Source organism: Arthrobacter sp. DualSoilB13, from assembly GCF_055389195.1.
In genome coordinates this window covers 1,127,000-1,150,644 of record NZ_AP035865.1, presented here as the reverse complement: position 1 = coordinate 1,150,644, position 23,645 = coordinate 1,127,000, and the positions used below count along the sequence as shown (strand labels likewise).

Genomic DNA, 23,645 nt, shown 5'->3' with positions numbered 1-23,645 from the left:
CTGGGTGTATGCGGGGCATCCATGACGCCGACCACGAGGCTGACCTGGCTGTCTTCTACGACCGGCAGGCGCCCGTCCGGAATACCCGCGCGCTGACCCCTCACAGGGTTGACTCCCGGGAGTGGTTCATTCGTCTCTTGAAGGCCGAGCACCGGCACTCGGTGTTCGAGTTGGGCTGCGGAACCGGTGTAGAGGGTGTGGAGTTTGTCCGCGCCGGGCTGCATTACACCGGAGTTGACCTGTCCCCGGAGAGTATTCGTCTTGCCCGCTCCCACGGTCTTGACGTGTCGGTTGCCAGTGGGCGGGACCTGCCCTTTGCCTCTTCCGTTTTCCCGGCGGCATGGTCCATGAGCACCCTGCTTCATGTGCCCAACACCCGGATACACGACGTCGTCCGTGAACTTGTGCGGGTCACCGCACCTGGTGCGCCGATCGCCGTCGGACTCTGGTCGGGGGAGGATTGCGAGGTCCTGAACCCCGAGGACTTGGAGGAACCGCGGCGTTTCTTCAGCCGCCGCAGCGACGAAACCGTGCAGCGGATTTTTGGCGAACACGGCGCGGTGGAGCACTTCCGGACCTGGCCCGAGGGTGCGGGCGTGGAGTCCGGTCCCGGCGCGGGCAACTGGGTGCAGCACTACCAGTTCCTGGTCCTCCGCACCCCCTCACCCAACTAGCTCGCAGCTGAGCGCGTTGTGAGCCCTCATAACGCGCTCTGCTGCGACTCAGTTGGGTGCGGGGGTGACTTAGGCTGGCTTTATGGCTCCCTCATACACTTTCGCCGGGGACACTCCGGCCATCCATGAATCCGCCTTCGTGGCGCCCACCGCATCCATCATCGGCAAGGCCACGTTGGCCCAGGACTCCAGCGCCTTCTATGGCGTCTCCGTCCGCGCAGATACAGCTGCGATCAGCGTGGGCGCGGGGTCCAACCTGCAGGACAACGTAGTCCTCCACGCCGACCCCGGTTTTCCCTGCACAGTCGGCGAGCGCGTTTCTGTAGGGCACAGCGCGGTGGTCCATGGGTGCACTGTGGAGGACGACTGCCTGATCGGCATGAGTGCAACCATCCTCAACGGCGCGGTGATCGGCACTGGCTCGCTCATTGCTGCCGGCGCCGTGGTGTTGGAGGGCACGGTCATTCCCCCGCGCTCCCTGGTAGCCGGCGTCCCCGCGAAGGTCCGCCGCGAACTCACTGATGAAGAGTTCGAGGGCGTGAAGCACAACGCCGCGCACTACAAGGAGCTCGCTGCTGCGCACCGGGACATGCACGCCTAAAGTCGAAATGCGGGGCCCGCTCTGCGCACTAACCCGGGGGTTTAGTGTGCAGAGCGGGCCCCGCAACGTAAGAGACTAGTCCAGGGAGATGGGGCCGAGCTCGTCCAGCAGGTCTCCCGGTCCGGGGTTGCCGGCAGCGGACGTGCCACCGAGGTGGTTCACCACTCCCCACACGGCGTTAAGGCCAGTGGTCACGGCGCCCTCTGCCCAGCCCGCGGTAAAGGACACGTCGTCGCCAGCGAGGAAGATGCCGCGCTGGTGCTCCGGCAGCTGGTCCTGCTTGAAGTGGGTGAAGAGCCTCTGCTGGTACCGGTAGTGGCCGGGCAGGTTTGCCTTGAAGGCGCCCATGAAGTTGGGGTCGGCTTCCCAAGACACGGTGATCGGCTGCCCCACAATGTGGCTGGCAATGTCCACGCCCGGGTAGATCTGCTCCAGCGAGTGCAGCATGAGCTTCACGCGTTCCTCGGCGCTCAGGGCCAACCACTTCAGGGCGTCATCATTCCATGTGTAGGACAGGAGCATCACGGCGGGCTTGTCCGGGCCGTCGTCGAGCAAATACGTCGCCCGGTTGAGGCGGTCGGTGAGCGTCATGGAGAGGACTTCGCGGCCCGTTTCCGGGTCGATGTCCTTCCAGAACGGGCGGTCCACCATGACGAATGTCTTGGAAGACTGCATGTAGTGCGAGCGCTCGATCGCCGTCCACAGTTCTGCAGGGAACAGCGCTTCCTCGGTGTGGATGCGTGTGGACAGCAGCCAGGACTGGCAGGTGGTCACTACGGCCGGGTACGTGGCCTCGCGCCCCCAGTTTTCGCGGACCAGGAGGTCGCCGTTCTCCGCCCGGCGGATGTTGTCCACGGCTCCGCGCGGCGAACCGGAGTGCAGGGACGCGAGCGAGGTGCCTTCCGGCCAGTATCTAAGGCCCGACGGCGCGTGGTTCCAGAGTGCCTCGGGGAGCCTTTGCGCCCCTCCCGCGATGGAGCGGTGCTGGTCGTCGGCGTCGGTGTACACGACGCGGAGGATTTCGAGGATGGAGTTGGGGAAGTCGGTGTCCCAGCCGCCGGTGCCGAACCCCACTTGGCCGAACGCCTCGCGGTGCGCAAAGCCGGCTTCCTTGAAGGACTTGCTGGCGGCAATGAAGCCATAGAAGGTCTGCTCATCCAACTCTGGAAGGAGTGCGTTCCACAGTTCCTTGATCCGCTTGGTGTCGCGGGCCTTGATGGCTTCCTGCATTTCGGCGAAGGCCGCGCCATCGTTCACGGCTGCCTTCCAGGCGTCGGCCACTTCGAGGAAGAACTCCGGCAGCTCATCAGCCGTGGTGGCGTAGTGCTTCTTGCCCGCGAGTTCAATCACGGTGGAAGAAGTTGCCGGCGCCATGGGATTGGGGAACTCGTTGGTATCCAGGCCCAGCAGGTCCACGTAGTGGTAGAAGGCCTTGCCGGACACCGGGAAGCGCATGCCGCCAAGGTCGGCCACAACACCGGGAGCAGACGGGAAGCTGGCAGTCCGCAGACGTCCACCGATCTGGTCGGCCTCGTAGATGACCGGCTTGAGGCCAAGCTTCATGAGTTCGTACGCGGTCACCAGCCCGGACAGTCCGGCGCCGATGATGGCCACTTCCGTTCCGTACAGCTCCTCGGGGACTGAGCCCAACCCGTCGGGGTGTGCCAGGTAATGGTCGTAGCTGAAAGGGAAGTCCGGGTTCAACATGGTGATGGGGGCAGCGGAGGCCTCACCCGAAGTGGCCTCGGCGAGAGGGAGTTCTGTGGCAATGGTCATGAGTTGTCTGCTTTCACAGGTTCCGGGCTCACGGCCCTGGCGGTTAGATCACGGTAGTCCTGCTCGCTGAGCGCGGCTACTTTGGAGTTTCGGCGTCCATAGCCGAAGTAGATGGCGATGCCCACGAGCATCCAGACCCCGAAGGTGATCCACGTGTCGGCGCCGAGGTTGAGCATCAGATACGCACACATCAGCGTGCCCAGGATCGGTGTGATCGGGTACAGCGGAACCCGGAAGCTCCGCTCAAGATCGGGGCGGTTGCGGCGCAGGTAGATGACGGCCACATTGACCAGGGCGAAGGCAAAGAGCGTGCCGATGCTGGTGGCGTCCGCCAGCGCACCAAGCGGCACCAGGCCTGCGGTGAGGGCGACGGCGGTACCTATGATCAGCGTGCCGGCCACCGGGGTGCCGGTTCGGCGGGAAACGCGGCCAAAGATTTTGGGCACCATTCCGTCGCGGGACATGGAGAGCATGATGCGCGTTTGGCCGTAAAGCACCGTAAGTACGATGCTTGCGATCGCCAGCACAGCGCCTACAGAGAACACCAAGGCGATCCAGGGCTGGCCGGTGATCTCGTGAAGGATCTGTACCAAGGCAGCTTCGGTACCGTCGAACCAGTTCCAGGGGCGGGCGCCGATGGCTGCTACAGCAACCAGGACGTAGATGCTGGTGACGATCACCATGGAGAGCATGATGGCCCGGGGCAGGTCACGCTTGGGGTTCCGGGCTTCCTCACCAGCTGTGGAGGCGGCGTCAAACCCGATGTAGGAGAAGAAGACGCTGGACGCTGCGGCGGAAACACCGGCAGCACCCATGGGCAGCAGCGGCTCGAAGTTGCCTGCGTTGAAAGCGGTGAAGGCGACGGCGCAGAAGAAGATCAGGATGCCCACCTTGATGATGACAATGGCGGTGTTGATCCATGCGCTCTCGCGGGCACCCCGGACCAGCAGAACCATCGCCAGGACTACGATCACCATGGCCGGTACGTTCACCAAGCCCCCGTCTCCTGGCGGCTGGCTCATGGCATCGGGCAGGACCTGACCGAACGCGGCGAGGGTCTCGTTCACGTATTGCCCGGCGCCGACAGCAACGGCCGCCACAGAAACGGCGTATTCCAGCACCAGGCACCAGCCGCAGATCCAGGCCATGCCTTCGCCCATGGTGGCGTAGGAGTAGGAGTAGGACGAGCCTGCCACCGGAACCAGCCCGGCCATTTCGGCGTAGGACACGGCGGAGAGCAGCGCAGCCACACCGGCGATCACGAAGGAAATCCAGATGGCAGGTCCTGCCAGCGGCACGGACTCGCCAAGGATCACCAGAATGCCGGTGCCCAGCGTGGCACCAACGCTGATCATGGTCAGCTGGAGAACTCCGAAGCTGCGGACCAGCGGTGTTCCGCCCTCGCCGCTTCCAGCCTCGCTGACCATCTGTCCGATCGGCTTGCGGCGCAGGAGCTGCGCACCCAGGCTCGGCCTGGCAGTGCTTGCCGCTGCCGGGTTTTTAGTGTTCACAGGCACAGTCACCCTTGACGTCCCTTCAAAGTAGTTTCGATTTCCCCTCCACAAGACTGGCATGTGAGCCACCTCTCACCGTGGTGCAAAATGACCTATAGTGTTCAACCATGAGACGTAATGCACACTATCAAGAGGTGGCTCCGGCGGCTTTGTCCGGACAGGTCAACGTTGACCTGACCGCCATTTCAGAGAATGTCAGAGCCCTGAAAAAGCGCAGCAAGGCGCCGTATTTCATGGCCGTGGTCAAGGGCAACGCCTACGGCCACGGACTAGTTGAAGTAGCACGAACAGCAATAGACGCAGGCGCGGACTGGCTTGGGACAGCCCAGCTCAGCGAGGCCATAACGCTGAGGCAGGCAGGCATCACAGTGCCTATACTCTCCTGGCTGTATCTGGCATCCCAGACAAGCGCCACCATCCTTGAAGCACTGGAAAACGACATCGATGTCTCCCTCGGAAGCGTCAGCCAACTGGAGGCGCTCGCAGGTATCGCCCAACGCCTGGGCCGCCCCGCCGTCGTTCATCTGGAACTGGACAGCGGACTAAGCCGCGGCGGTGCACGCAAGGAGGATTGGCCTGAACTCGTGGCGCAGGCCAGGCAGGCTGAGCTCGACGGCAACCTTTCCGTACGCGGCCTGTGGACGCACTTGGCCTGGGCCGATGTTCCTGCGCACCCGGGAAATGCCACGGCGGTAGCCGAGTTTGAGGACGCCGTCCGCCAGGCACACGAAGCCGGCCTTAACCCCGAACTCCGGCACGTCTCCAGCTCCGCGAACATCCTGGACCGCCCCGAATTCCACTTCGACATGGTCCGCGCCGGGCTGGCCATCTACGGACTCGCTCCGGCCGACCACCTGAACCCGGCCGATTTCGGCTTGCGTCCGGCACTGAGCGTGACGGCGCCCCTGGTGATGGTCAAGAAGGTCCCCGCCGGCACCGGCGTCAGCTACGAGCACCAAGCGATCACCTACGAACCGCGGTACCTCGGGCTCATTCCGCTCGGATACGCGGACGGCATCCCCAAGGGCATCAGCGGCCGTTCGGTGGTGAACATTGGGGGCCGACGGGTGCCGGTCATCGGCAAAGTGTGCATGGACCAGTTCATGGTGGATCTTGGCCCGGACGCTTTGGGAATCGGCGTGGGTGACACCGCGGTGTTGTTTGGCGATCCGGCAGACGGGGCGGCGAGTGCCGACGATTGGGGTGCCGCGATCGGCAGCCACGGCGACGAGATCATCAACAGGATCGCGCCCCGGCTCCCCCGCGCTTACGCAACTACCGCTTACCAGTGCCCCGACTACCAGGAGCCGGCCACCGCCGGGCAGGGCAATGTCGCCTGAGCCCGCCACCGCCCGCCTCAGTTTCGTCACGCTCGAACAGTTTCTGGAGCAGCTGCCGCCGGAGTTGACAATGCTTCACGACGGCGGCAGCGGCGCCTCGCTGTTGCGGTGGGTGGAACCCAGTGAGCTCGAAGACCCCACACCGTACCTGCCGGAGGGTGAGTTCCTCCTTACCGCCGGGTTGCCTTTCCTTGGGGAGGGCGGCTCGGCGGCCAAGGTGGATGCCTATGTCCAGCGGCTGGTGGATGCGAAGGTTGCGGCGCTGGGGTTCGGTATCAGGCCGTATTTCGACGCCGTCCCGGACGTCTTGCTCGACGCCTGTCGGAAGCACAACCTCACCCTGTTCGAAGTACCGGAGTCCTTGCCGTTCGCGGCGATCGGCCTGGAATTCTCACAACTCTTGGAGACCGACAACGCCAGGGTTTTCCGGCAGTTGGCAGAGACCAACCGGCAACTCATGCGGGCGGTTCTCTCCCCCAGGCCGGAACACGAACTGCTGGCCGCGCTGGTGCAGAGGGTGCCCGTGTGGGCTGTTCTGGTGGGCGCTGACGGGCGGGTCCGGGCGCGCGGGCATAATGCCGGCGGCAGCAACGGCGTCGAGCATTCTTTGCTCTCCCCCATGTTGGAGCGGTTACTGTCCGGCAGCGGTCCGCGGGTGGAGATGGACGGTTTTGAGCAGCCAGGTTCGGCACTGGTGTTCGGGCATCCGCTGCGCAGCACCAAGGACGCCAACCTGGGCGCACTGATTCTCGGCTCGGATGGGCCGCTGACGCCCGCCCAGAACAACGTGGTGCAGTCGGCCGTTGGGCTGTTGGAGCTGCTGTTTCGGCAAAGGACCAGTGGCTCGCTGGCCCCAAGTCAACTGGCTACCGCGGTCCTGCTGCATCCTGACTCGCTGGCCTCCGGCTCAACCAAGCACGTCAACGGTCTCAAGGACCTACTGGCCCAGAGCATATCCTCCACCAGGTCCGGGCAACTGAGGGTGGTCCTGGGCATCAGGGTGGACGGCGCCGCGGACGACGGGCCTGTTCGTGAGCTGCTGCAATGGCGCAGGCTTTTCGACACCAAACTGGTGGAGATCACCGACTACGGTTTCGCTGCGATCACGCGCTTCAAGGTGGACGATTCGCTAGTCTCCGATGTTGAGAAACTCGGCTGGCGGCTGGTAATTGGCGAAGCGACCGAACTTCTCGGGCTCCAGGCAGCCTACAAACGTGCGGACTCCCTGCGCAGCCGTGTGGTGACAACCGGCAAGAGCGCACGTGTTGACGAGGTGACTTGGTCCGTCGCCGGACTTTTGGGGCGCGAAGCCGGGACCCTCCTGGCCGAACGACTCTTGGCGCCCATACTCGCATTGGAAGCGGATCGGCGGGACCCACTGTTGACGGTGCTGCGGGGTTGGCTCAGTGAAAACGGCAGTTGGGACGGTTCTGCCAAGCTGCTGGGATTGCACAGGAACAGTGTGCGGCGGCAGATCGGCGTGCTGGGGGAACTTCTGGACATGGACCTCAATCAGGCGCAAGTGCGGGCCGAGCTCTGGTTCGCCCTGCAGTATGTGGACGAGTTGGTGGCGGCGCTTCCTGTTGATGCCGGCAGCACCACCTAGACGACAGAAGAGGCGTCTAGGTATCGGCATCCTCAGCACCTAATTTGGCCGCTTTCGGCACCTAGTTTGGATGCTTGGCTGCTGGGGAAGCCCCGTGACACATAGGCTTCAGGAACGCCGACCCCACCTAACTCAGAAGGAGCAACACAATGCCCACACTCATCACCGGACTTCGGGTGTCGATCGTCGCCGCGCTGGGAGTGGCTCTGCTCGCTTGGATTATGTCAGCCCCGTTCTCAGGCCAGGAAATCGCGGAAGCAGCGTATGTAGAGCAGCGGCACGATGTGTCGGACGGAAGTTTCCGGTTAGAGCTGGGCATCTCTAACAACGGCATTCTTGGCACGCTACTTATCGCAGGATTCATCGCCTCCTTCGTGCATCTTCTCAGAAACCGCCGGAAGCGGATCCTGAACTAGTGCTCCCACTCCTTATACAGTTCCGGCCGGCGTTCGCGCAGGTACGGGACCTCATCGCGAGCTGCCTTGACTGAGTCTGTACCCACCTCGGCGAACAGCAGGGCGGCCGACTCCCCCGCCGCCGCCAGCAAGGAACCATCCGGACCTGCCACCACACTGCCGCCCAGGAAGTTGTACACGTCCTCATGGCCGGAGTGGTTGGCGTAGGCCACGTTCAGCTGGCTTTCCAGCGCACGGGCGCGGATGAGCACCTGCGGAACGTTGTCGAATCCGGCAGAAAGGGCTGTTGGCACCAGGAGGAGTTCGGCGCCGCGGGTGGCCGCCGCGCGGACTGCCTCAGGGAACTCGACGTCGTAGCAGATCAGCATGGAGGTGCGGATCCCGTTGAAATCCACGACGGCGGGAGGTTCTTGGGCGGCCACGAACGCCTTGTGCTCCTCCGGGCCAAAGAGATGAACCTTTGCGTAGTTGAGGACTTCGTTGCCTGTGGCGTCCAGCAAAGTAGCCGTGATGTTCCAAGCGCCTTCAGCGCGAGGGGGCTGTGCGCCGTCGTCGTGACCTGGTGCATCCTGAGCCGGGGCCGGAAGGCTGTAGACCAATCCGATGTTGTGCCTGCGGGCGATGCCGGCCAAACGTTCACGTATGCCCGGGAGCGTGGCAGGGTCCAATTCGGTGTGCAGACGCAGAGGGGCATATCCCACGGGGAACAACTCTGGAGTCAAGAGCAACCCGGCCCCCGCGTGGGCGGCGCGCTGCGCGGCGTCGTCGATTGTGCGCAGGTTCGCCTCAACGTCCATGACGGAAGCGTTCGCCTGCAGGACTGAGAGCAGCATCATTACCACCTTGGTTTCGCCTGTTCCCGGCTACCTCACACAGGCCCGGGGTTTCTTCTTCAAGCGTAGGCCGCGCCCGGGTATCAAGGGCCGGGCGTTTGGACCCGCCGGTAGCAAAATCGGGACACATTGCCCCCAACCTCCCGTTGTGAGGCCCGCTCTGCGCCCAAAAGCGTGGTATTACCCTGCATAGCGGGCCTCACAACGGGTACATGTCAAGTGTTCTTGCGTTGGAGTATGTCGGCAATGATTGACTCCTTGTGTTCACTTCTTGACTACAAGCTCGCTTGTGGGGCAATCTTCTTGTCATGTCCGCAACGCAGCGCTCAACGAAGAGCCATCCAAGAAAACCCGGCTCGCAGTCCGCACTGCGCCACCTCAATCAGCAACGCATCATCGAATGCCTGCTGAGCGGGCCCTCCACGCAAGCAGAGCTCTCGCGGCAGACCGGGCTATCCACGGCAACGGTTTCCAACATCGTCAAAATCATGCAGGACGCCGGTCTGGTATCAACGGAGCCCACCACAAGCTCCGGCCGCCGGGCAACCAATGTGCGGTTGAACAGCAACGGTGCCGTCGCCGTCGGAATCGACTTCGGACGCCGCCACCTGCGGGTAGTCCTGGCCTCGCTGGGCTATCACGTCATTGCCGAGGATTACATCGAATTACCCCTTGGTCACCAGGCAGAAGAGGGCATTGCTGCTGCAGTCCTGCTGCTGGAAAAACTGCTGCAGGAAAACGGGATCGACCGTACCGCGGTAGTGGGCGCGGGCGCAGGCATCCCGGGCCCCATCGATCGGCGATCCGGCACGGTGGCCCAGGGAGCAATCCTCCCAGAATGGGTGGGCATCGACATCCTCCATCGGCTGGAGGAAGCACTGAACTGCCCCGTGTTTGTTGACAACGACGCGAACCTGGGCGCCCTGTCCGAAGTGACGTGGGGCCCCCACAGCGGAGTCTCAAACCTCATGTTCCTCAAGATCGGCTCGGGCATCGGCGCAGGCCTGATTCTCAATGGATTCCCCTATTACGGCAACGTGGGCATCACCGGGGAAATCGGCCATGCCACCATTCACGAACACGGCCTGGTGTGCCGCTGCGGCAACAGGGGTTGCCTGGAAACGATAGCGTCCACCACCACCATGATCGAGTTATTGGGGCGCGGCCAGGAGGCACTCCTGACGCCGCAGGACATTGTCCGTAATTGCCTCGCCGGCGACTCCGCAACCCAGCGCGTAGTGGATGACGCCGGACTGGCGGTGGGCCGCGCCTTGGGCAACGTCTCCAATCTGATCAACCCGGAAGTCATTGTGGTGGGCGGCCCGTTGGCGGGCCTGGGCGACCTCCTCCTGGACCCCATCCGGAGGGGCCTGGTGCGCCACGCTGTGCCCGTGGTAGGCGAGACGACGCACCTGGCCATGTCCTCCCTCGGGGCACGTGCAGAAGCGCTGGGAGCAGCTGCTTTGGTGTTCCAACACGCCGGCATTACCGGTAGGTAACGAAATCGTTAGCTGGATCATGCGTTCAAGTCTTGACGACAAGACGGGTGATCCAGTTTACTTTTTCATCAGACAGCCTCGCCATTGCGGGGCCGACAACGAAGTCATGCATTGGAGGCGTAAGGGCTGATGACATCCCTCGACACGCAAGGTGATCCCATCCTCTTGGAGATGCGCTCGATCACGAAGGAATTCCCAGGCGTGAAGGCCTTGTCGAATGTGAGCCTGCGCGTGATGGCCGGCGAAATCCACGCCATCTGCGGTGAGAACGGCGCCGGCAAATCCACGCTCATGAAGGTCCTGTCCGGCGTCTACCCCTACGGCAGCTACACAGGCGACATCGTGTACCAGGCCCAGACGCAGCAGTTCAAGGACATCCGCGCAAGCGAAGCCGCGGGCATCGTGATCATCCACCAGGAACTGGCGTTGATCCCGGAATTGTCCATCATGGAGAACATCTTCCTGGGCAACGAACCCACCAAGTGGGGTGTGATCGACTGGGCAGAAGCCCGCAAGCGTTCCCTCGAACTCCTGGCCCGCGTTGGCCTTCGTGAGGATCCCGATACCCCCATCAAGGAAATCGGCGTCGGCAAGCAGCAGCTGGTGGAGATCGCCAAGGCACTGAACAAATCCGTGAAGCTCCTGATCCTGGACGAGCCCACGGCGGCACTGAACGAATCCGACTCCCAGCACCTGCTGGACCTGATCCTTGGCCTGAAGGGCAAGGGCATCACCTCGATCATCATTTCCCACAAGCTCAACGAGATTGAACAGATCGCGGACGAGATCACCATCATCCGCGACGGCAAGTCGATCGAAACCCTGAACGTCAAGCGGGATGGTGTGGACGAGGACCGCATCATCAAGGGGATGGTGGGCCGGACGCTCGAGTCCCGCTTCCCGGATCACGAGCCAAAAATCGGTGAAGTCTTCTTCGAGGTCAAGGACTGGACCGTGGGTCACCCACAGATTCAGGACCGCCTGATCTGCAAAGGCTCCAACTTCTACGTCCGCCGCGGCGAAATCGTTGGCTTCGCAGGTCTCATGGGCGCCGGACGCACGGAACTTGCCCGTTCCCTGTTCGGCCACTCCTACGGACGCTTCATCAAGGGGCAGGTGTACAAGGACGGCAAGGCAGTCAACCTCCGCAGCGTCCGTTCAGCGATCGACGCCGGACTCGGTTACGTCACCGAGGACCGCAAGTCCTTGGGCCTGAACCTGCTGGATGACATCAAGACCACCACAGTGTCGGCAGCGCTGGACAAGATCAGCAACTACTCCGTGGTGGACACCCGCAAGGAATTCTCCGTTGCAGAGGAATACCGGAAATCCCTGCGGACAAAGACTCCCTCGGTTGAGGAAGGCGTTGCCAAGCTCTCCGGCGGTAATCAGCAAAAGGTGGTGCTGGCCAAGTGGATGTTCACTGATCCGGACCTCCTGATCCTGGATGAGCCCACCCGCGGTATCGATGTTGGTGCCAAGTACGAGATCTACGGCATCATCCAGAGGCTTGCCAACCAGGGCAAGGGAGTGATTGTCATTTCCTCGGAGCTTCCTGAGCTCCTGGGCCTGTCCGATCGGATCTACACCATTTTTGAAGGCGCCATCACCGGTGTCCTGGAAAAGAACGAAGCAACCCAGGAAAGCCTCATGAAGCTCATGACTTCCGCCCGCAAGACAGCCTGACCGTTGGCCCAGCCTTACCCCTTCCTGACACAAGGACCAAAACAATGAACGCGCTCAAGAAGCTATTTGGTGGCAATACCCGCCAGTTCGGCATGATCTTCGCCCTGGTGGCACTTATCGTCTTCTTCCAGATCTTCACCGGGGGCCGCACGTTGACCCCGGGCAACGTGATCAACCTGTTCAACGGCAACTCCTACATCCTGATCTTGGCTATTGGCATGGTGCTGGTCATCATCGCCGGCCACATCGACCTCTCGGTGGGTTCCGTGGCCGCATTCGTGGGCGTATCGGTTGCCCTCGCCATGCGGGACTGGGGCCTGCCTTGGTGGGCAGGGGTGCTCTTCGGCCTGCTTCTGGGCGCGGTGATCGGCGCCTGGCAGGGACTTTGGACAGCGTATGTGGGCATCCCGGCCTTCATCGTGACCTTGGCCGGCATGCTCCTGTTCCGTGGCTTCAACCAGTTCGTGGGCAAGTCCAACACCATCCCGGTGTCCAAGGAATTCCAGTTCATTGGTTCCGGTTACCTGCCCGAGATCGGCCCGAACACCGGATTCAACAACCTCACACTGCTCATTGGCATTGTGGCGGCAGCCTTCGTTGTGATCATGTCCCTGCGTGCCCGTGCAGCAGCAAAGGCCCTTGGTGCCGACGTTCCCGAGCTCTGGGTGGAGGTCACCAAGCTGGTCCTGATCTGCGGTGCCATCCTCTACGCAACGTACCTGTTCGCCACCGGTCGCCCCGGAACGTCCTTCCCCATCCCCGGCCTGATCCTGGCCGTTCTTGTGCTCATCTACGGATTCATCGCTGACAAGACGGTCCTTGGCCGTCACGTCTACGCCGTGGGTGGTAACCGCCACGCAGCCGAGCTGTCCGGCGTTCAGTCCAAGAAGGTCAACTTCATGGTGATGATGAACATGTCCATCCTGGCTGGCCTGGCAGGCATGATCTTCGTTGCCCGCTCCACTGCTTCCGGCCCGTTCGACGGCGTCGGTTGGGAACTGGATGCCATTGCAGCCGTCTTCATCGGTGGCGCCGCCGTTACCGGTGGTGTTGGCACCGTGATCGGCTCGATTGTAGGTGGCCTGGTCATGGCTGTCCTCAACAACGGCCTCCAGCTCTTGGGTGTTGGCGCCGACCTCACCCAGATCATCAAGGGCCTGGTGCTCCTGGCCGCAGTCGCCTTCGATGTCTACAACAAGTCCCAGGGCAAGCGGTCCATCACGGGCATGCTGATCAAGGGATTCCAGCGAAACAACAACGAGATCAAGCCGGACGAAACCACGTCCACCAAAGAGGTCATCTCCAAGGAAGCGTAAACCGCTTCCCCACGACTCGCTCCACCCCACCCACACAGAAAGTGAACCAAGATATGCGAATGTTTGGTAAAGCAGGAAAGGCAGCAGCAGTCGCTGCCATCGCGGCACTGGCGCTGACAGCCTGCGGCCGCACTGACAGCGGCTCAAGCACCAGCACGGCAGGCGGGGAAGCGTTCCCCAAGGACTCGCTGATCGGCGTCGCACTTCCGCAGAAGACCAGTGAAAACTGGGTCCTCGCGGAGAAGCTGTTCAATGATGGCCTCACCGGCGCCGGCTTCAAGGCCGACGTCCAGTTCGCCAACGGCGGCGTATCCGAGCAGCAGAACCAGATCAGCGCCATGGTCACGAAGGGTGCAAAGGTCATCATTGTGGGAGCCATCGACGGCGCCCAGCTGGGTACGCAGCTCCAGCAGGCCAAGGACTCCGGCGCCACAGTGATCGCTTACGACCGCCTGCTTCTCAACACCGAGAACGTGGACTACTACGTGGCGTACGACAACTTCAAGGTTGGTGTCCTTCAGGGCGAGGCCCTGTTGAACGGCATGAAGGCCAAGAAGGCGTCCGGTCCGTACAACATCGAGCTCTTTGCCGGCTCTCCCGATGACGCCAACGCGAAGGTCTTCTTTGACGGCGCCATGAGCGTCCTGAAGCCGAAGATCGACGACGGAACCCTCAAGGTCCTGTCCGGCCAGACCACGTTCGAGCAGGCTGTGACCCAGGGCTGGAAGGCTGAGAACGCCCAGCGTCGTGCTGACACGCTGCTCACCGGCAGCTACGGCAGCGCGTCCTTGGACGGCGTTCTCTCCCCGAACGACACCTTGGCCCGCGCAGTGCTGACGTCCGTCAAGGCCGCCGGCAAGCCGCTCCCCATCGTGACCGGCCAGGACTCCGAAGTTGAGTCTGTGAAGTCGATCATCGCCGGCGAGCAGTACTCCACCATCAACAAGGACACCCGCAAGCTCGTTGAGCACGCCATCACCATGGTGAAGGACCTCCAGGCCGGCAAGGAACTGGAGATCAACGACAAGGAATCCTACAACAACGGCGTCAAGACCGTCCCGGCTTACCTTCTCCCGCCGCAGATCGTGACTCTGGAGAACGTCAAGACGGCTTACGTTGACGATCCGGTACTTGGCCCGCTCACCAAGTAACTGATCACCAGGTAACACCTTTACAAGAAAGCCCCGGTCCGCCAGCAGGCGGGCCGGGGCTTTTGCTTGCCCTCCACCTTTCACAGCCCACGCATAGCTTCGGCAGGCTTGCCGCACAGCAGCACTTACGAGTCTTGGATCTGCAGCCCACGTCCAGTGGGCCCACCAAGTGTGCAGGTCAAGAGGAGAAATGTGAGCGTCCTTGCCCGAAGCGTAGGCAATGCCTTCCGCAACAAGATCAGAACGGCGGCGGTTGTTGCCGTCCTGGCCGTAGCCATCGGCCTGGCGTTGGCCATGCTCGTGGCCAACCAGGCCGTGGGTGCCAAGGTTCAGGAGCTCAATGCCTCCGTGGGCACCACCCTGACGGTGAATCCGGCTGGTGGCCAAGGCTTTGAAGGCGGCGGTGAACCACTCACGACGGCGGAGGCTGAGACTGCGGCTTCGGTCGCCAATGTGACATCGGTGGTTGGTACCAAGGCCCTTCGTCTGCAGACGGCGACCACGGCTACCACCGAAACCACGCAGCAGGCCGGCCCGGGCGGTGGCTTCGGTCCCGGCGGGCAGCAGGCGACGGTCAGCACCAACCTGACGGCCGCCGTCGACGCCGGTACGCTCGGCAACCGCAACGGGTCCACCGGAACAACAGGCAGCACCCAGCCAGCGCGAACGCTCCCGATCACCGCAACAGGCATCGGCGCCGAGGTGGACAGCACAGGCAAGGCCCTGGACATCACCAGCGGGACCGGCCTGGGAGACTACACGGCGTCGGAGGCGAAGGCCCTTGTGGGCACGTCGTTGGCTGAGAAGAACAGCCTGACGGTTGGCTCCACGTTCACCATCCAGGACAAGACGTTCACCGTGGCGGGCATCTTCGACGCCGGGACCACTTTTGGCAACAACGCCGTCTACGTAACCCTCCCGGAAGCCCAAACACTGGCCGAAACCCCGGATGAACTCTCCACCATGATCGTCACGGTCAACAGCATGGAAAACGTGGACAGCACCAAAACCGCCGTTCAGGCTGCGCTGGGCACGGACAAGGCCGACGTTACCCAGGGCCAGCGAAACCTCGAAACCGCTGTCAGCTCGCTGGACAGCGTCAAGAACATCTCGCTGATCGCGTTCATCGCAGCACTGGCCACTGCCGGGATCATCATCCTGCTCATCATGGTCATGTTGGTTCGCGAGCGCCGCCGCGAAATCGGCGTCCTGAAAGCCATCGGTGCCCGGAACCGCACCATCGGGTTGCAGTTCGTCCTTGAGTCGTTGGTCCTGGTGGCCCTGGGTAGTGTTGTGGGCGCCGTGATTGCTTCACTGGCCAGCGGCGGCATCGCCTCCGCGCTTATCAGTTCCAATACGAGCACGACGGCGGCGCCCACCACCCAGCGTGTCGGCGGGCTCGCAGGTGCCATGCCTAACGGAGGCGTCCCGGGTGGCGGCATGGGCGGTGGCCAGGGCGGGCCGTTCGGTGGAGCCTCACAGTTGCTGACCTCCGTGACAGCGAGCGTCTCCCCCGGGGTCCTCGCGGCAGGTATCGCAGCCGTGTTCGCAGTAGCCATCATCGGCGCGTTGGTCCCGGCGTTGCTGACCGCCCGCATCCGTCCCATCGAAGTACTCCGAGGAGAATAGCCGTGATTGTAGTCAAGGATCTGGTCCGTCAGTTCAAGTCCGGTGACCGGACCATCAAACCCGTCAACGGCGTGAATTTTGAGCTTGGAAAGGGCTCGCTGGCATCCATTGTGGGCAAGAGCGGCAGCGGCAAAAGCACACTGTTGTCCCTCCTGGGTGCGCTGGACAAACCCACCTCAGGGGACGTCGTCGTGGATGGCGTCAGCCTGGCCGGTCTGCCGGACGGCAAGCTGACCGAGTATCGCCGCCGGGACATCGGATTTGTTTTCCAGCAGTTCAACCTGATCCCCAACCTCAGCGCAGTGGACAACGTGATGCTGCCCATGGAGTTCGCCGGTGTCCGCAAAGCGGCCAGGCTGCAGCGGGCCAAAGAGCTGTTGGAGCAGGTGCAGTTGGATCCGGAGAAGCACTCACGCCGCACCAACCGATTGTCCGGTGGCGAGCAGCAGCGTGTGGCGATTGCCCGGGCTTTGGCCAACGAGCCCAAGCTGATCCTCGCCGATGAGCCCACCGGAAACCTGGATGAGCAAACCGGTGAGCACATCATTGAACTGTTGAGCTCCCTGAGCCGCGATCACAACACCACCATCCTGGTAGTCACGCACGACCGCAGCCTGGCCCGGAAAACCGAGCGTTGCTTCCGGCTTCAGCAGGGCAGGCTCACCGAGGAGGTCAGAACCGGATCGCGTCAATGACCTTGACACGCACCGCCACGAGCGCGGGAATGGCTCCGGCGAGTGCGCCCACAAGGACTGCTGCGCCGAACCCCATCAGGGCGGCCTCGATGGGGAAGGCCGGGCTGTGTCGGACCCCGCTCTGCCCTCTTCTGCGCTCCCGTTCCCGCCCGGCGCACCAGAGGTTACGGCAGCGAACGGCGCGAAAGGGTGCGCACCACGTCCCTGTCACCGCTAAGACCTGCCCGAAATGAGAGGATGAACGGCATGACACTTCCTATCGCCGTGCCGTGGCTCTTCACCCAGACCAACCAGGATCCCCGGGCAGCAACCGGTCGGCCGCTGCGGTGGGGTGTGGTGTCCACCGGCAACATTGCCAACAGTGTGTCTCAAGACTTGGCACTGCTTGAAGATGCGGAATTGTATGCAGTGAGCTCCCGCACCCAGGCGGCCGCAGATACGTTCGCCCGCGCGCTTGGCTTCACCAAAGGTTACGGGGACGACGGCGACGTACCCGGCTACCAGCGTCTGTTCGAGGATCCCGCCGTGGACGTCGTATACGTGGCGACGCCGCATGCCCAACATTTTCAGATTGCCTCGGCCGCTTTGCGGGCAGGGAAGCACGTCTTGTGCGAGAAAGCCCTCACCATCAACGCCCGCGAAGCCACCGAGCTGGTAAAGCTCGCTCGGGAGCAGAACGTGTTCTTCATGGAAGCCGTCTGGAGCCGTTTCCTGCCGAGTATGCAGCGGGCCTTTTCCATAGCTGCCTCCGGCGAACTCGGGCAAATCCAGTGGGTCAGCGCAGATCTTGGCTTCCCTGCACCCTACGATCCCGCCGCACGGATCTGGGCTCTGAACGACGGCGGCGGAGCGCTCCTGGACATCACCGTCTACCCGCTGCTGTGGGCGCTGGGAACACTGGGCTTCCCGCAGTCGGTCACCGCAATCGGCACTCTGAACGACGACGGCGTGGACAGCCAGAACGCCTTGACCCTCGGCTATGACACGGGTGCGCAGGCGCAACTGACGTCCTCCCTGATGGCACACGGACCCCGGACGGCCACGGTAGCCGGCGGCCTCGGTTTCCTGCAGGCAGTGGGTTCCGTGAACAACCCGCGCGAGCTGCTGATCCGGATTGGTTGGGACGAGCCGCGGCGCGAACAGTTTGACGTTGTAGGTATTGGCTACACGTACGAACTCCGTGAAGTGACCCGGTGCATCCAGCAAGGCCTGACAGAAAGCCCGGTGATGCCGCTGGAGGACTCTATCAACGTCATGCGTCTCTTTGATGGCGTGCGGTCCCAGCTTGGAATCCGGTACCCCAACGACGCGCGGTGAACTGACCTACGGGTGAATTGAGCACTCGCGGCTGCGTTGCGAGGCCCACTATGCGCCGTAAAACCCAGGGATACCCCGCAGAGGAGGCCTCGCAACGAAAGGCCAGTGCCGCCGTCGTGATTTAACCCAGGTGGGTTAACGGCCTTGGCGAGCTGGTTGCCGTGCCAGCTTACGGTCAAGCGACAGCGCACCCGGCCCGAGGAAAACGAACGCTGTGGATATAGCGACGTATACGATCAGGAGCTCGGCCGTGACGCCGGACTTGTCCGTGAGCAGGGGTTTGCCCGCCTCGGTCACGAACCAGATCCCCGCGAACATGATTGCCGCCAGAAAACCAGCCACGCGGGTCAGGGCACCGAGAACCAGGAGCAGCCCCAGGCCCAGTTCACCGGCGATCACCAGCCACGCCACAACCTCGGGCTTCTGCACACCCATGGCAGCCACGGACGCGGCAAAGGCGGCGTGCCCGGCCAGGAACTTCTGGAAGCCATGGACCATGAGGAGCGCACCGAACACCACCCGCAGGATGGTGACGCCGCGGGAGGAAGACTTGGGAGACGGGTGAAGGAATTTCACGGATTCCAATCTGTCATGCCTTCGTCCCCACCGCCAACCCGTACCCGCCACCAACCCAACTAGCTCGCAGCTGAGCGCGTTTTGACGGCTCAAAACGCGCTCTGCTGCGACCTAGTTGGGTGAGTGGGGGCAGAATGGGAGGTGGCCCTCTTTCGGGGGTCACGTTTTTCAAGAGGGCCATTGCGGATGGAGCAAGCATGCAGGTTGACGTTGTAGTTGTTGGCGGAGGAGCCATGGGATCGGCTGCGGCCTGGCAACTGGCCCGGGCGGGTCGCTCAGTAGTTCTGTTGGAGCAATTTGAGGCCGGCCACCACATCGGCGCTTCGCACGGCGCCACCCGCAACTTCAACACCGCCTACGCCGAGGCCGACTACCTGGACCTCCTCGCCGAGTCCAAGATCCTGTGGGACGAGCTGGCGGCAGAGCACGGCGCACCGCTTCTGGACATGGTGGGCCTCGTGAACCACGGAAACGTCCCCCGCCTTCAGGAGGTCCGGGAAGCCCACGAGGCACGGGGCATCGAGAGCTACTTCATCTCCCCCGACGAAGCTGCCAACCGGTGGCTGGGCATGAACTTCGCCACCGACGTCCTCTTTGTTCCAGGCTCCGGCCGGATCCGTTCGGCCGACGCCCTGGTGGCGCTACGGAAATCAGCGGAAGCACACGGTGCCGTCTTTAAATACTCGACGCCGGTCCATGACATCCGGATCGACGGCGGCGAATCCGTGGTGGTAGTGACCGAGGAGACCGAATACACCGCCAGCCGCGTGGTGGTCACGGCAGGTGCATGGACCAACAAGCTGGTCAGCAAGCACGTGAAACTGCCCGCCTTGGTGGTGACGCAGGAGCAACCGGCCCACTTCACTCCCAGGGACAACACGCTGGTGTGGCCGAGCTTCAACCACAGCCCGGACCCGGATCCGAACAACGAAGCCTACGAGTACTGGTATAGCCCCGTCTACGGCATGCTCACTCCCGGCGAAGGCGTCAAGGCCGGCTGGCACGGCGTCGGCCCGGTCATGGATCCGGACGAGCGCACGTTCGAGCCCATCCCCCACCAGATGGAAGCGTTGGTGCGGTACGCCGAAGAGTGGCTTCCCGGCGTCGACCCGTCCACAGCGGTTCCCATCAGCTGCACTTACACCACCACGCCCAACGAGGACTTTGTGTTGGACCGTTTCGGTCCGCTGGTTGTGGGTGCCGGCTTCTCGGGTCACGGTTTCAAGTTCACGCCCGCTATAGGCCGGGTGCTGAAGGACATCGTCGACGGCGGCTTGGCACCTGAGCGGTTCCGCGCGGACCGCTAGGAGTTTTTGTACAGATAATGCCCCCAAGACCGCGTCTTGGGGGCATTATCTGTACAAAAACTCGGAGCTCGGGCGCCCGTGAAAGGCACCCGAGCTCGAGGGACTACTTCAGGGTCGCGAGGACCTTGTTGAACGTAGCCGACGGGCGCATGATCTCAGCGGCCTTGGCAGCGTCCGGACGGTAGTAACCGCCGAGGTCGACGCCGGTACCCTGGACTGCAGCCAGCTCGCCGACGATTGCCTCTTCGTTGGAGGTCAGGGCGTCCGCGATTGCCGCGAAGTCCTTGGCCAACTCGGCGTCTTCGGTCTGCTTTGCCAGTTCCTGGGCCCAGTACGTGGCCAGGTAGAAGTGGCTTCCGCGGTTGTCCAGCTCGCCAACGCTGCGCTTCGGGGACTTGTTCTCCAGCAGGAACGTACCCGTGGCGCGGTCCAGCGTGTCAGCCAGGACCTGGGCGCGGGCGTTGCCAGTGGTGGTGGCAAGGTGCTCGAAGCTGACGGCCAGGGCAAGGAACTCGCCCAGGCTGTCCCAGCGGAGGTGGTTTTCCTTGACCAGCTGCTGGACGTGCTTGGGAGCGGAGCCACCGGCGCCGGTCTCGAACAGGCCGCCACCGTTGATCAGCGGAACGATGGAGAGCATCTTGGCGCTGGTGCCGAGCTCGAGGATCGGGAACAGGTCCGTGAGGTAGTCGCGGAGGACGTTACCGGTGACGGAGATGGTGTCCTCGCCCTTGCGGATGCGCTCCAGCGTGAAGGCCGTGGCCGCAACCGGGGAAAGGATTTTAATCTCCAGGCCCTCGGTGTCGTGGTCCTTGAGGTACTCGTTGACCTTGGCGATCAGGTTGGCGTCGTGGGCGCGGGTCTCGTCCAGCCAGAACACAGCCGGGGTCTGGGAAGCGCGGGCACGGGTGACGGCCAGCTTGACCCAGTCGCGGACCGGGACATCCTTGGTCTGGCAGGCGCGCCAGATGTCACCCGGGAAGACCTGGTGCTCGGTGAGGACGTTGCCCTTGCTGTCCACGAGCTGGACGGTGCCAGCTGCCTGGATCTCGAAGGTTTTGTCGTGGCTGCCGTATTCTTCGGCTGCCTGTGCCATGAGGCCCACGTTGGGAACGGTGCCCATGGTGGTGGGGTCGAACGCACCGTTGGCGCGGCAGTCGTCCAGGACAACCTGGTAAATGCCGGCGTAGGAGCTGTCCGGAATGACAGCCAGGGTGTCGGCTTCCTTACCGTCCGGGCCCCACATGTGGCCGGAGGAACGGATCATGGCCGGCATGGAAGCGTCAACGATGATGTCCGAGGGAACGTGCAGGCTGGTGATGCCCTTGTCCGAGTCCACCATGGCCAGTGCGGGACCGTCTTCGAGGCCCTTGGTGATGGCTGCCTTGACGCCTTCGCGGACGTCCTCCGGCAGGTCTTCCAAGCCGCTGAGGATCGCAGCGAGGCCGTTGTTCGGGCTGATGCCTGCGGCTGCGAGCTGCTTGCCGTAGGTCTCGAACAGCTCGGAGAAGTAAGCCTTGACCACGTGACCGAAGATGATGGGGTCAGAGACCTTCATCATGGTGGCCTTGAGGTGTGCCGAGAAGAGGACGCCCTCTTCCTTGGCGCGGGCAACCTGTGCCTTGAGGAACTCGTCCAGGGCGTCGGCGCGGAGCACGGTGGCGTCCACAACTTCGCCGGCCAAGACGGGGAAGTCCTTCTTGAGGACCTTGGTGGTGCCGTCTTCGCGGACCAACTGGATGGTCAGGGAATCGTCAGCCGTGAGGACAACGGACTTCTCGTTGGAGCGGAAGTCGTTCTCACCCATGGTGGCAACGTTGGTCTTGGACTCCGGGGTCCAGGCGCCCATGGAGTGGGGGTTCTGGCGGGCGTAGTTCTTCACCGACAGGGGCGCGCGGCGGTCAGAGTTGCCTTCACGCAGGACCGGGTTCACGGCGGAGCCCTTGATCTTGTCGTAACGCGAGCGGATGTCCGTCTCGGTGTCCGAGGAAGGGTTGTCCGGGTAGTCCGGGAGGGCGAAGCCCTGGGCCTGGAGCTCGGCGATGGCAGCCTTGAGCTGCGGCACGGAGGCGCTGATGTTGGGCAGCTTGATGATGTTGGCTTCCGGCTGCTTTGCCAGTTCACCAAGTTCAGCAAGGGCGTTGCCCGTGCGCTGTTCTTCTGTCAGGAAATCACCGAAGACGGCGATGATGCGGCCGGCCAGCGAGATGTCGCGGGTCTCCACCTCTACCCCTGCGGTGGAGGCGTACGCTTCCACGATCGGCAGGAATGAGTACGTTGCCAGCATCGGCGCTTCGTCTGTGTGGGTATAGATAATCTTGGCCATTGGCGGGGTTCTCCCTGAAAGTCTGCAGATTTCAACATCTCCTAACTTACCCGAGTAGACCGTTTTGACGGCTCTTCGTGTCCGGGATCACTCTCCGCATTACCGTCCGGGAAAGCGATTTACGTCCGACGGCGGCCTACCGCCGCCGCCGCCCCGCCGCCGTCGTGCGCCCCCTCCAGTAGCTCAACAAGAAGTGACAGCAAAATATCACAAAATGTGAAACATCTCTTTACAAACTTGTCATACGTTGGGTACCTTCGATCTCGTCAGTCGGCGGTCGCCATCACTGGCCGCCTCACTCCCTCGATAGGTAGGAACAACGTGACAAAAACCAAGACCCTGGCCACAAGCCTGCTGAGTCTGTCCGCTGCCGCAATCCTGGCGCTGGTTGGAACCACCAGCGCCAACGCGGCACCGGTCAACACCACAGACTCCGGCAGCGCTGCGGTCAGCAGCCATGTAGTGTCCGACGCCGGCGCTGCAGACTACTGGACCCCGGAACGCATGAAGAATGCCAAGTCCGGCGAAATCCTTGCCGCCAAAGCACTCGAGCGCGGCAAGCTCCTCAACCTCGGCAAAGCCCCGGTCACCGAAGCCCCGGGCGCCATCAGCAGCATCGCAGGCCAGCAGGCCTCTGCTGATTCCAAGACCATCGACCGCAAGGTGAACCAGAGCGAAACGCCGGTCAAGCACATCGGCAAGATCTTCTTCACCCTGGGCGGATCCAACTACGTCTGCTCAGGCAACTCCGTCACCGCGGCCAACAAGAGCACCGTCTCCACCGCCGGACACTGCCTCAACGAAGGCCCCGGCGCCTACGCCACCAACTTCGTCTTCGTCCCCGCCTACCTCAACGGCGCCGCACCTTACGGGAAGTGGACGGCAAAGGCGCTGTACGCCCCCACCCAGTGGGCCTCCAACGGAAACATGCAGTACGACACCGCATTCGCCGTCATGAACACCCTCAACGGCCAGCGCCTCGCCGACGTCGTCGGTTCCTCCGGCGTCCAGTTCAACGCCGCCCGCGGCCTGAGCTACAAGGCCTTCGGATACCCGGCCGGCTCGCCCTTCAACGGTGAATCGCTCAAGAGCTGCTCCGGCAAGGCCACCAACGATCCCTACAACCCGCAGTTCAACAGCCAGGGAATCCCCTGCAACATGACCGGTGGATCCTCGGGCGGCCCCTGGTTCATCGGCACCAGCTCCACCGGCTACCAGAACTCCGTGAACAGCTACGGATACGGCAGCAACTCCACCACCATGTACGGACCGTACTGGGGCACCGTGATCCAGTCCACCTACAACACTGCTGCAGCGGCTTCGTAGCGGACTCTCTAATGTAGGCACGTCCCTGTTAACTACGACGGCGGCCGTCCCCTTCCGGGG

At 62.9% G+C, this 23,645-nt stretch carries 19 protein-coding genes and 1 pseudogene; 14 read left to right on the top strand and 6 right to left on the bottom strand.

Translation table 11 applies throughout. The features are described from left to right. Positions 1–8 precede the first annotated feature (8 nt). Both ACZ5J0_RS05485 and ACZ5J0_RS05480 read left to right on the top strand, forming a co-directional pair. A complete protein-coding gene (locus ACZ5J0_RS05485; RefSeq protein ID WP_464094364.1) occupies positions 9–674 on the top strand; it encodes a class I SAM-dependent methyltransferase in 666 nt (221 codons plus the stop codon). An 82-nt stretch (positions 675–756) separates the two neighbouring features. Further along, positions 757–1,275, top strand: coding sequence for a gamma carbonic anhydrase family protein (locus ACZ5J0_RS05480; RefSeq protein WP_089594121.1), 519 nt, complete (start codon positions 757–759; stop codon positions 1,273–1,275). Between the two features lie 75 nt (positions 1,276–1,350). On the opposite strand, the gene ACZ5J0_RS05475 is transcribed toward ACZ5J0_RS05480, so the two are convergent. Further along, positions 1,351–3,051: a flavin monoamine oxidase family protein gene (locus tag ACZ5J0_RS05475; RefSeq protein WP_464094363.1), complete on the bottom strand. Its 1,701-nt coding sequence runs from the start codon at positions 3,049–3,051 to the stop codon at positions 1,351–1,353. Continuing rightward, positions 3,048–4,478 carry an amino acid permease gene (locus ACZ5J0_RS05470; protein WP_464094699.1) on the bottom strand — a complete coding sequence of 477 codons (1,431 nt, stop codon included), beginning with the start codon at positions 4,476–4,478 and terminating at the stop codon, positions 3,048–3,050. Before ACZ5J0_RS05470 ends, ACZ5J0_RS05475 begins: the two co-directional genes overlap by 4 nt. Before the next feature lie 194 nt (positions 4,479–4,672). On the opposite strand from ACZ5J0_RS05470, the gene alr reads away from it, so the two are divergent. From alr to ACZ5J0_RS05455, 3 genes are all read left to right on the top strand, one after another. Then, on the top strand, positions 4,673–5,905 hold the full coding sequence (alr, locus tag ACZ5J0_RS05465; protein ID WP_464094362.1) for an alanine racemase: 1,233 nt from the start codon (positions 4,673–4,675) through the stop codon (positions 5,903–5,905). Further along, positions 5,895–7,511, top strand: a complete 1,617-nt coding sequence (locus tag ACZ5J0_RS05460) for a PucR family transcriptional regulator (RefSeq protein WP_464094361.1) — start codon at positions 5,895–5,897, stop codon at positions 7,509–7,511. The genes alr and ACZ5J0_RS05460 overlap by 11 nt, the downstream gene beginning before the upstream one ends. A 149-nt stretch (positions 7,512–7,660) precedes the next feature. Beyond that, positions 7,661–7,927, top strand: coding sequence for a hypothetical protein (locus ACZ5J0_RS05455; protein ID WP_464094360.1), 267 nt, complete (start codon positions 7,661–7,663; stop codon positions 7,925–7,927). On the opposite strand, the gene ACZ5J0_RS05450 is transcribed toward ACZ5J0_RS05455, so the two are convergent. Beyond that, entirely contained in the window at positions 7,924–8,763 is an 840-nt protein-coding gene (locus tag ACZ5J0_RS05450) for a carbon-nitrogen hydrolase family protein (protein WP_166841473.1), read from the bottom strand. The two genes, ACZ5J0_RS05455 and ACZ5J0_RS05450, sit on opposite strands and share 4 nt — an antisense overlap. A 305-nt stretch (positions 8,764–9,068) precedes the next feature. Here ACZ5J0_RS05450 and ACZ5J0_RS05445 point away from each other — a divergent pair, with 305 nt between their 5' ends. From ACZ5J0_RS05445 to ACZ5J0_RS05420, 6 genes are all read left to right on the top strand, one after another. Then, complete coding sequence (locus ACZ5J0_RS05445; RefSeq protein WP_142939947.1) at positions 9,069–10,259, top strand: ROK family transcriptional regulator; 1,191 nt, start codon at positions 9,069–9,071, stop codon at positions 10,257–10,259. Between the two features lie 129 nt (positions 10,260–10,388). Next, positions 10,389–11,945 (top strand): multiple monosaccharide ABC transporter ATP-binding protein, encoded by a 1,557-nt coding sequence (mmsA, locus tag ACZ5J0_RS05440; protein ID WP_142939948.1) that lies wholly within the window; start codon positions 10,389–10,391, stop codon positions 11,943–11,945. Positions 11,946–11,989: 44 nt separating this feature from the next. Further along, the gene (mmsB, locus tag ACZ5J0_RS05435; RefSeq protein ID WP_024820035.1) at positions 11,990–13,261 is read left to right on the top strand and encodes a multiple monosaccharide ABC transporter permease; all 1,272 of its coding nucleotides are present in this window, start codon (positions 11,990–11,992) and stop codon (positions 13,259–13,261) included. 53 nt (positions 13,262–13,314) lie between these two features. Further along, positions 13,315–14,412, top strand: a complete 1,098-nt coding sequence (locus ACZ5J0_RS05430; RefSeq protein ID WP_142939949.1) for a substrate-binding domain-containing protein — start codon at positions 13,315–13,317, stop codon at positions 14,410–14,412. A 192-nt stretch (positions 14,413–14,604) separates the two neighbouring features. Then, positions 14,605–16,041: an ABC transporter permease gene (locus tag ACZ5J0_RS05425; RefSeq protein ID WP_464094359.1), complete on the top strand. Its 1,437-nt coding sequence runs from the start codon at positions 14,605–14,607 to the stop codon at positions 16,039–16,041. A 2-nt stretch (positions 16,042–16,043) separates the two neighbouring features. Next, positions 16,044–16,736, top strand: a complete 693-nt coding sequence (locus ACZ5J0_RS05420) for an ABC transporter ATP-binding protein (protein WP_464094358.1) — start codon at positions 16,044–16,046, stop codon at positions 16,734–16,736. Here ACZ5J0_RS05420 and ACZ5J0_RS05415 read toward each other — a convergent pair. Then, a pseudogene (locus tag ACZ5J0_RS05415) lies at positions 16,714–16,854 on the bottom strand (ABC transporter permease); the annotation flags it as partial. The gene ACZ5J0_RS05420 and the pseudogene ACZ5J0_RS05415 overlap by 23 nt on opposite strands. A gap of 128 nt (positions 16,855–16,982) precedes the next feature. On the opposite strand from ACZ5J0_RS05415, the gene ACZ5J0_RS05410 reads away from it, so the two are divergent. After that, on the top strand, positions 16,983–18,053 hold the full coding sequence (locus tag ACZ5J0_RS05410) for a Gfo/Idh/MocA family protein (protein ID WP_464094357.1): 1,071 nt from the start codon (positions 16,983–16,985) through the stop codon (positions 18,051–18,053). Between the two features lie 135 nt (positions 18,054–18,188). Here the strand turns inward: ACZ5J0_RS05410 and ACZ5J0_RS05405 are convergent, their stop codons facing one another. Next, positions 18,189–18,629, bottom strand: a complete 441-nt coding sequence (locus tag ACZ5J0_RS05405) for a DoxX family membrane protein (protein WP_166841477.1) — start codon at positions 18,627–18,629, stop codon at positions 18,189–18,191. 197 nt (positions 18,630–18,826) lie between these two features. Between ACZ5J0_RS05405 and ACZ5J0_RS05400 the strand changes: the two genes are divergently transcribed. Next, the gene (locus ACZ5J0_RS05400) at positions 18,827–19,936 is read left to right on the top strand and encodes an FAD-dependent oxidoreductase (protein ID WP_142939954.1); all 1,110 of its coding nucleotides are present in this window, start codon (positions 18,827–18,829) and stop codon (positions 19,934–19,936) included. 103 nt (positions 19,937–20,039) lie between these two features. Here ACZ5J0_RS05400 and ACZ5J0_RS05395 read toward each other — a convergent pair whose 3' ends face one another. Then, complete coding sequence (locus ACZ5J0_RS05395; RefSeq protein WP_464094356.1) at positions 20,040–22,259, bottom strand: NADP-dependent isocitrate dehydrogenase; 2,220 nt, start codon at positions 22,257–22,259, stop codon at positions 20,040–20,042. 216 nt (positions 22,260–22,475) lie between these two features. Between ACZ5J0_RS05395 and ACZ5J0_RS05390 the strand changes: the two genes are divergently transcribed. After that, a complete protein-coding gene (locus tag ACZ5J0_RS05390) occupies positions 22,476–23,585 on the top strand; it encodes a trypsin-like serine peptidase (protein WP_464094355.1) in 1,110 nt (369 codons plus the stop codon). Positions 23,586–23,645: the final 60 nt, after the last annotated feature.